10 protein-coding genes are annotated in these 8606 nt (G+C 36.1%); 7 read left to right on the forward strand and 3 right to left on the reverse strand.

What is annotated here, in order from left to right; translation table 11 throughout:
• The 7 genes from D1839_RS19600 to D1839_RS21190 all read left to right on the forward strand — a co-directional run.
• Positions 1 to 568: IS3 family transposase (locus D1839_RS19600; RefSeq protein WP_120381459.1), on the forward strand; the 568-nt coding region annotated here is incomplete at its 5' end.
• A gap of 57 nt (positions 569 to 625) precedes the next feature.
• Complete coding sequence (locus D1839_RS19605) at positions 626 to 1036, forward strand: hypothetical protein (protein ID WP_120381458.1); 411 nt, start codon at positions 626 to 628, stop codon at positions 1034 to 1036.
• A 339-nt stretch (positions 1037 to 1375) separates the two neighbouring features.
• On the forward strand, positions 1376 to 1543 hold the full coding sequence (locus tag D1839_RS19610) for a hypothetical protein (protein ID WP_158589708.1): 168 nt from the start codon (positions 1376 to 1378) through the stop codon (positions 1541 to 1543).
• 13 nt (positions 1544 to 1556) lie between these two features.
• The gene (locus tag D1839_RS19615; protein ID WP_120381457.1) at positions 1557 to 1955 is read left to right on the forward strand and encodes a hypothetical protein; all 399 of its coding nucleotides are present in this window, start codon (positions 1557 to 1559) and stop codon (positions 1953 to 1955) included.
• Positions 1956 to 2262: 307 nt separating this feature from the next.
• Positions 2263 to 2472, forward strand: coding sequence for an alcohol dehydrogenase catalytic domain-containing protein (locus D1839_RS21180; RefSeq protein WP_330585618.1), 210 nt, complete (start codon positions 2263 to 2265; stop codon positions 2470 to 2472).
• 170 nt (positions 2473 to 2642) lie between these two features.
• Complete coding sequence (locus tag D1839_RS21185) at positions 2643 to 2882, forward strand: hypothetical protein (RefSeq protein WP_330585620.1); 240 nt, start codon at positions 2643 to 2645, stop codon at positions 2880 to 2882.
• Positions 2851 to 3183, forward strand: a complete 333-nt coding sequence (locus D1839_RS21190; protein WP_330585621.1) for a zinc-binding dehydrogenase — start codon at positions 2851 to 2853, stop codon at positions 3181 to 3183. The genes D1839_RS21185 and D1839_RS21190 overlap by 32 nt, the downstream gene beginning before the upstream one ends.
• A gap of 386 nt (positions 3184 to 3569) precedes the next feature.
• Here the strand turns inward: D1839_RS21190 and D1839_RS19625 are convergent, their stop codons facing one another.
• The 3 genes from D1839_RS19625 to D1839_RS19635 form a co-directional block, all read right to left on the reverse strand.
• Positions 3570 to 4910: an APC family permease gene (locus tag D1839_RS19625; protein WP_120381456.1), complete on the reverse strand. Its 1341-nt coding sequence runs from the start codon at positions 4908 to 4910 to the stop codon at positions 3570 to 3572.
• 12 nt (positions 4911 to 4922) lie between these two features.
• Positions 4923 to 6617: an FAD-dependent oxidoreductase gene (locus D1839_RS19630; RefSeq protein ID WP_120381455.1), complete on the reverse strand. Its 1695-nt coding sequence runs from the start codon at positions 6615 to 6617 to the stop codon at positions 4923 to 4925.
• A gap of 251 nt (positions 6618 to 6868) precedes the next feature.
• Complete coding sequence (locus D1839_RS19635; RefSeq protein WP_120381454.1) at positions 6869 to 8173, reverse strand: YeeE/YedE family protein; 1305 nt, start codon at positions 8171 to 8173, stop codon at positions 6869 to 6871.
• Positions 8174 to 8606: the final 433 nt, after the last annotated feature.

Below are 8606 nucleotides of genomic sequence, written 5' to 3' on the forward strand. Positions count from 1 at the left end.
AGCGTACAAGCCTTCGTCGAAGCAGAGCAATGAAGCCGAAATTGCCAATGTATTAAATCGTGATTTTAGCTCGTCTGCACCACTTCGTGTGCTTGCAAGCGACTTGACGTATGTAGATGTAGCTGGAAAATGGAACTATGTCTGCCTATTTGTCGACCTTTTTAATCGAGAAATTATTGGATATAGCGCAGGAGCAAACAAAGACCATCGATTGGTGATGAAAGCTTTAGCTAGTATTCCAGCAAACCTACAAGAGGTCGCATTTTTTCACACGGATCGTGGTAAAGAATTCGATAATCAAGTCGTTGATGAAGCATTAGCTGCCTTTCAAATCGAACGTTCTCTTAGCTCAAAAGGATGCCCTTATGATAACGCTGTCGCTGAATCAACGTTTAAATCCTTTAAAACAGAGTTTGTGAATGGTAGAGCCTTTAAGCATTTACAACAATTACAACTGGAGTTAGCTGATTACGTGCATTGGTTTAACCATTGTCGTATTCATAAAAACCTAAACTATATAACACCTATTCCATTTAAAGAAAATACCTTAAAAAAATTGTCTAGTTAAGTGTTGACATACCAAGTTTATACCATTGAGTAAATAATTAAGAAAGGAGCTCTGATTATGACAAGCTCTATTTTTGCTCAGTTTGATGGGGATATATATATAGTCAGTAGTGTTAAAGACAATATTGTAAGACTAGTTAGCGATAATGAGCAAGATATTAAAAAAGGCTTTGTAGAAAAAGTATATCCAGATATTTATTTAAACAAAGATTCCTTGCCAAGATTATTTATAAAAGAGGTTGATAAAACATCTTTAATTGAGTTATACAAAATCACCTGGAAAATTATTTATAAAAATGAAATTTTTGAACTAATCAAAGAAAATAAACAAGATGTAATTATAGGAACACCAAATGCTAAATTAGCAAGGAAATATAAAATGGATAGAGTAGATAAATATTATTATGAAAAGCAAATCCCAAAAAATGAAGTAAAAATTATTAAGGAACGAAAAGATTTACTACTTTAAAAGTGGCTCTTCACCAAAATCCATGGTTGACAATCAGAGTGCAACTATGCTAGTTCATCACAGCAGATACAAAAATACAGAAGACTATTAGAGAAATACTTATCAGGTAAATATACCCCAATCGGCGGTTATGTAGCAAGATTTGATGATGTCGGGCACATTTCAAACTACGAAGATGTAATAGAATCTTCACGTTTGGATTACGTTTCATGGGATGGAAGTAGACCTTTTCCAGAAGACGGAAACACTTATGGAAAAATAGAATTTAAAACAAATAATGTGGATAATATTGAAATACCATATGGAGATATTTGGAGGTAAAAATACAGATGGCCCACCATGTACGCAAAATGGATTTCTGGTTCAAGGAATGGCGAAGTGATTCCAGAGTGGAGATTTGCAGACAGGCAAAAACCTGAGCAAGGAGCTAAACTTTTTGAAGTTGTTGATGGTAGGGAAAAACTTGTAGGGGTCTTTGATGGAAAGAAATGGATTTCGGTGAAATGAAGGAGGGATTGATTTGCCAAAGAAGGGATATTTTGGTGTCTACAATAATATAGAGTATGAAGTTACAAGAGATGTTGATAACAATTTTTTAATAATGACAGACGACCCTGCAAAAGTAACAAATGATTTTGTTGATAAATTCAATAGTGGAGTTTATACAAAAAAAATAAAAAAAGAAAACCTCAGTGAACTCTATTATATTAAACCTCAGGCAATCTATAAAAATAAAAAATTTAATGTCATGTCAAATGAAAAAGATGGAAAAGTTTACTTAGGAACAGGAGATGCAAAACTTGCAAGAGAGTTTAATTTTGATCGAACTGATAAATATTTATATGAAAAATGGGTTCCAAAAGAAGACGTTGAAATAATTGAAGAAAGAAAAGATATACCGATAGAAAAAAATAGATGATTTTAATATACTTAATTACTGCTTTAGATGTCTTGTGAGATTTGGCGCACGATAATCAAGTAGCTTTAGAGAGTCAAAGTGAGATTTTAAACTAATTAAAGAAAATATTTCATTTCATTTTATCAAGCAATTCGGAGTGAAAACAAAGAACACTTTGTAAGGAAATAGGCCTGAGTTAAATATCACGTAAAATTGCTAAATATACACAAAAATGGTTCAATTTTTATGATAGGCTTATATATGGAAAGCAATAAGCTTCTATAAAACAATCTTACAGGAGTGAAAGCAATGAAAGCAGCAGTTTGGTATGCAAAAAAAAGATATTCGTGTGGAGAATGTTGATGGACCAGTTGTTGGAGCGCAAGAAGCGAAAATTAAAATAAAATGGGCTGGTATTTGTGGAAGTGATCTTCATGAATATGTTGCTGGTCCAATTACCATTCCAACCGAAACACCTCACCCTTTAACAAAAGGTACTGCACCAGTTATTATGAGTCAAGAATTTGCCGAGAGATAGTAGAAGTTGGAAAAAACGTTATCCAAGTAGCGATAGGGGATCGAGTTACTGTGGAGCCGATGATCCACTTGTGGGAAATGTAAAGCCTGCTGTCAAGGTCGTTATAACCTTTGTGAAGTTATTGCAGCTTTTGGCATGTGGTGTTGGTGGATATTTTTGAGAATATAACGTTGTTTCTGAAAATAGTTCATAAAATTCCAGAGCATATGAGCTATGAATTAGCTGCTTTAGTTGAACCTACAGCAGTTGCTATGCATTCTATAAAACTTAGCAATTTAAAAGTTGATGATACAGTAGCTGTTTTTGGAGCTGGGCCAATTGGTTTGTTAACGATACAAGCAAGCTTTTTAGCTGGAGCAAAAAGGTATTTGCCATTAATTGTCAGAAGAACGAAGAAAAGTAGCAACTAAGCTTGGTGCTGTTGCTATTAATCCAGCAGAGAGTGATGCTGCTGAAGAGATTATGAAGCAAACCGCAGGCGAGGGAGTTGATATAAGCTTTGAGGCTACAGGTGTTCCGGTAGTATTAGAACAAGCAGTTCATAGCACAAAAATGGGTGGAGAAATTGTTATTGAAAGTCTCTGGGAGTCAAAACCGGAATTCGACGCTAACAGTCTTGTTTTTAAAGAGCTTCATTTGATCGGATCGATTGGTTACCGTAATCTATTCCCAACAGTGATTGATTTAATTGCCGATGGAAGGCTGAAGTAAGGGATTTAATTACGAAAAAAATTGCATTGGCTAACATTGTGGAGGAAGGATTTGAGTCTTTACTGCAAGAAAAGTCCCAAGTGAAAATATTAATTAAACCGTAGTGAACAGTGAAGCATTTATTCGTTGGCTGAAAGGATTACACTAACACCAAAGTAACACTTTCGGATTACGTAATTATACAATAATAATGATCGTAACCATTTTATGGTTGTAAGCTTTCCAGTTCAGAAGTTGGGTAACCTGTACAGCAACAAGACTAAGTGGGAGATACCAGCATCTAAATACCCGATCCTGCGAAGCACTTTAGGGCATGCCATTACGGTAGTTAACAAACAGTGGGGGGTGAACTATGAATGAAATACCCCACTGCTTGAAGAGTCACATTATTGGTTGGCATTCTGTTTTGCCACTTTTTTTGTATAGCTGCGATAATAAAACAAACCAGCAATCCCCCATAGACCCATGAAAATCAGAGACGGCGTACTTAATTGTCCTGGAGATTGAGGGGTGATTAATAAGAGAATAAAACTGATACTAATAATAATTCCCGTAAACGTTAGGAGTTGGTCCCACCTTGACGCTGCTTGTTTATAACTAATAAAGCATACGTATAAATAAGCAACAGCTGCTAGAAACGAGGACATATCAACGATATAAATAATAACCTCTCTACCAAACCAAGGTGCGAGAAGGCTAATACCTGTTATAAAAAAGACGCTGTTAATCGGAACACCGGCGTTTGTCCGCTTCATATATTTGGGATGGCACAATTTGTAAGCAGATAAGGATGATAGCAGATGGCTGCTACTAATCATAAAGCCGTTAATGCCTCCAGAGACGGCAGTCATTAATGCGATGACCAATAAAATAAAACCAATGCTTCCGACATGAATTAACACAGCTTCCCCTAGAGCCCAATCGAGCTGCTTTGTTTGTTCAGGTGAGAATGCCAGTGCTGTGATTACATTTAATAGGCTGTACGCAACTACTCCAGAAAATACGGAAAGAATCGCTATCCACGTTGCTTTTTCAGGCTTGAATTTTAATTGGCTAGCTACTTGTGGAATAATATCAAACCCGACAAATAAAAATGGAATAATCGCAACGACTTTTGCTATTTCACCAATGTCAAAATCATAGTTGTAAAAATAGTTCGTAGATAAAGTTGTTGAACCTGTATCTAAAAGCATGGCAATAAAAACAATCGCAATATTAATCATTAAACATAATACCATCACGTTTTGGACATTAGAGCTCTTCCGCAAGCCTCTAATATTTAAAGCTGCAAATAAAATAAGTACAGAGCTTGCTATGAGCACTTCTGAGAAATAAACAGGATACCCAGCAATTTCGTAAAGATACAACCACTCTATGTTTGAACCAAATAAAATTTTAACAATTAATACAAAAGCTGTTGCGTTAAGGGGAACAATGCTTAAATAGCAAAGAATTAAAGCCCAGCCTACAATAAAGCCATGCCCTCTGCCAAGATTCTTATACGTATAAGAGAAACCACCGCCATCTTCTGCATGTTGCTGCATCATAATATGATAGCCTTTTTGTATGAAAATAATAGCAAAACCACCTAACAGCAACCCAATAGTTGTGTTGATAACCCCAGACTCTGGAAGAAATTTAATGCCGGGAAGCGTAAATGCTCCCCAGCCAATAATAGACCCTAATACTAAGCTTAAAATATCAAAACGGTTTAGTTTATTTCTCATAACATGTCATCGTTATTTAAAGTTATAAGCGGTAACGATTTTTTCTCTCCCCGTCATTTGATCAGTATAATATTCATATAAGCAAATGCCTAAATAAGATCCTGAGATATTGTATACGTTCTTATAGCCCAAATGTTGTAATGCCATTACAGCATTGTAGCTACGCTGTGCGGAACGGCAGTGTACATATACAGGCTGATTTTGCGGGATTTCATCTAAGCGGTCTCTAAATTCACTTAAAGGTATATTCACAGCATTGGTTAGATGACCGCGTTCATATTCATGCTTTTCCCTGACGTCCATAATAAACGCATTGTTTTCCACCAATTCCCGCACTTTTGTTACTGAAACTTGCTTGAATTCTCCGTTTAATCGGTTGAGTGCAACTAATGCTGCAAAGTTCACTACATCTTTCGCTGTTCCAAACATAGGGGAATAGCATAGTTCTAGTTCTTTTAAATCTTCTAGCGTTCCACCCATCGTAATCATTGTAGCAATGACATCAACACGCTTATCAACGTTTCCTTTTCCGATGGCTTGAGCTCCAAGTATTTTCCCTGTTGGGTATTCATAAATCAATTTAAAATGCATTGGATGGCTTTCAGGCATTAAGCCAACTTTATCATTCGGGATAATATAAACAAAATCATAAGCAATCCCAGCGCGCTCTGCTTCTTTTTCATTTAGCCCAGTAGCTGCGGCGTTTTGATCAAATACATGGATACAGGAAGAACCAATTACTCCAGTATGACGATGTGGGATACGGTATAGATGGTCTGCTGCGGCTCTAGCTTGGCGTTGTGCAGGTCCTGCAAGTGCTAGTCTAGTTGGTTGATGTGTCAGCTTATGATAAACTTCAATCGCATCTCCAACAGCGTAGATATCAGAATCACTCGTAATATAATTGTGATCAACCTTAATACCACCAGTTTGACCAATTTCCAATCCGGCTTGTTCAGCTAATGTGGTCTCTGGCTTTACACCGATAGCAAGTACTACGGCATCAGCAGCCAATTTTTTACCTGATTGTAATTCAATTTGATTAGCTTCGATTTTAGCTAAACCATCATTGACAATTAGGTTAACACCTTGGTCGATTATTTCTTTGTGCAAAATTTGCGCCATATCATAGTCAAAAGGTGTCATCACTTGGTTGCTGAATTCAATTAAGGATACATCTAATCCAGCTAAACGGAGATTTTCAACAACTTCTATGCCAATAAATCCTCCACCAATTACGGCAACTTGTTTGACATTATCTTGCTTAACATATGCGTCCAGCTTCGCAATATCGACAACGTTTCGTACGGTAAATACATGCTCCATATCCGTTCCTTGGATAGGTGGAATAATTGGATTGGCTCCTGGAGATAAAACGAGCTTATCATAACTTTCTTCATAACTTTCCCCTGTTGTGACGGTTTTCACTGTAACCGTTTTATTCTTACGGTTAATAGAAGTTACTTCACTATTGACGCGTGCTTCAATATTATATTGCTTTTTAAATTGTTTTGGATTCATTAATACAAGATCTTCACTATTTTCAACAATTCCGCTTAGGTGAAAAGGTAGTGCACAGTTTGAAAAAGATACATGTGGTCCTCTTTCAAACATAATGACATCCGCATGTTCATCTAATCTCCGTGCTCTTGCTGCGGCAGAAGCTCCTCCTGCTACGCCGCCTATAACAACAATTTTTTTACTCATTTTCCATTCTCCTTTGTGTCATTCAATCGTTAGTTCGCCGTTTCAAATTGATAGTTACCTACCAAATAACTTATTTTGTGAAATCTATAACATTTCTAGCTAAAAATATAGTACCAAAAACTTATGGTTTTGTACATATACCTGTATAGGTAATTTTGATTTCTTTTTAAAAATTTGATATTTGGTCACAGTTTACCTTTTCAGTATCCGATTGTGTTTCACCATTTGTTATGCAAATGATCCTAGAAGACTTAAAATAAGCGTTTAGCTAACATATTGCCTAGAATACCACCTAGAGCTAAAAATAGGAAGAATATCCATCCTGAAAGTGAATAATTGGCAATAGGGGTAAATAATGCCCCGACATTACATCCGTTCGCAAGTCTTGTTCCTAAACCCATTGTAATGCCACCTAACGCAAACAAAGCTGCTTCTTTTTTACGTATATGAGCTCCTTCTAAGAACATGGTTTTCATTTTACCAGCTGTTAACAGATAGATAATGGTTCCTACTAGAATTCCAAAGTTTTGCACGGCAACCGGATGTTCAAAAAATGGCAACACAAATGGTTCTGCTGACATTTTTGTAAATGAAACAATCGATTCCGGAGAGACACCTAAGAACATTAGTAATTTACCAAACCAAATACCAAAAGGTGTCGAAGCTCCCCAACCAGCTTTTGTAACGCCCATTAATAATACAAATAATATACTGATTACAATTGCTCCTTGTTTTAAGGTCCAAGGTTTAATAAAAATACGATGATACGTTTCTTGGCTGAACAGTTTATAATCTTTACTATCAAATTTATTAGGTAACTCTTGCATTTTTTCCGTTTCATGTTCTATATAACGATTTTGTTGTTTCCTTTTTCTCTCATATCGGTAAGCTAAGTAAACAGTTATGCCACAGAATAATGCAGTGGTTAGAATAGCTCCTAAATACCCGCCAAGACCATCCCATTTAAAGAGGTCTGGTAAAAAAACGCCTCCTTGCAACTGATCTCCAACAGAAGTAGTAAACCAAGAATTAGCAACCCAACTGGCTGTATGTTGAATAGGAAAACCAATAAATATACCTATACCAAAAAACAATAACGTAATTAGCGCTCTAGGGAACCCTGTTGCTAAATCGGTTAAAACCCCTGAAGCGCAGCATGAAGAGAAAGCCATTCCAAATCCAAATAATAATCCACCTGCTATTAGACCAAGGTTAATGGGGTTAATCCAAAGATCGTAGCTTGTAGGATTGGAATAAAGTAAAAAAGTGGTCGTTGCTAAGGTAGTAATAAAGAACATTAGAGCCATTGCACGTAGTAATTTTGTAGAACCCGTAGTATAAGCGCGATTAATACTACCAGCAAACCCAGTGTAGGCACGTGTCAAGGTGTAACCAAGCCCTGTACCGATTAACAATCTAAAAAACAGCATATCTGTTTTTAAAAGTACGTTACCTAAAATAAGAACGAAGAAAATTGCAGCTATCCCTAAAACGTACTCTATTTTTTGTAAGTGCTTACTCTGGATGGCTTGCTGTTTTTTAATTTCTGCTTCCATGTTGTTTTTAACTCCTTTCCTTTTCATGTGAATTATTTCACATGTATAGTATATAGAGAGTAGGGATATTTTTCAATAGAATGAACTTCACCTTCAATATTTGTTCTGATGGATTTTGGGGTAAGACTATCCTTATTTTTCTTGCAAAATGGCATCGGAACAATTAAACGGCGGGGACTTGCTGAACGGTTTAACTAATGAACAAAGTTGAACAATTAAAAATGAAACAGAGAGCACGATTTTACGAATTTAAAACCAAAACTATTCAGGCTTAGTTTTGGTTTATTGTCCAAAGTAGGGAAAAGTATTATAATTGCTTTCTGTCAAAAATTAGCTTTTAGAGGAAGGTCTTTTTCATAAGATAAGAAAGCATTCCTGTAATAAAGCAAAATGAGGATTGAATAAAAAATGCCCCCTTGGTATGATACGAGGT

Source organism: Roseburia sp. 1XD42-34, from assembly GCF_009917385.1.
Lineage (GTDB): Bacteria > Bacillota > Bacilli > Bacillales > Amphibacillaceae > Virgibacillus.

Coding starts and splice junctions, on each gene's coding strand:
- D1839_RS19605 (WP_120381458.1), top strand. CDS start 626: ATGACAAGCTCTATTTTTGCTCAGTTTGATGGGGATATATATATAGTC.
- D1839_RS19610 (WP_158589708.1), top strand. CDS start 1,376: ATGTACGCAAAATGGATTTCTGGTTCAAGGAATGGCGAAGTGATTCCA.
- D1839_RS21180 (WP_330585618.1), top strand. CDS start 2,263: ATGCAAAAAAAAGATATTCGTGTGGAGAATGTTGATGGACCAGTTGTT.
- D1839_RS19625 (WP_120381456.1), bottom strand. CDS start 4,910: ATGAGAAATAAACTAAACCGTTTTGATATTTTAAGCTTAGTATTAGGG.
- D1839_RS19630 (WP_120381455.1), bottom strand. CDS start 6,617: ATGAGTAAAAAAATTGTTGTTATAGGCGGCGTAGCAGGAGGAGCTTCT.
- D1839_RS19635 (WP_120381454.1), bottom strand. CDS start 8,173: ATGGAAGCAGAAATTAAAAAACAGCAAGCCATCCAGAGTAAGCACTTA.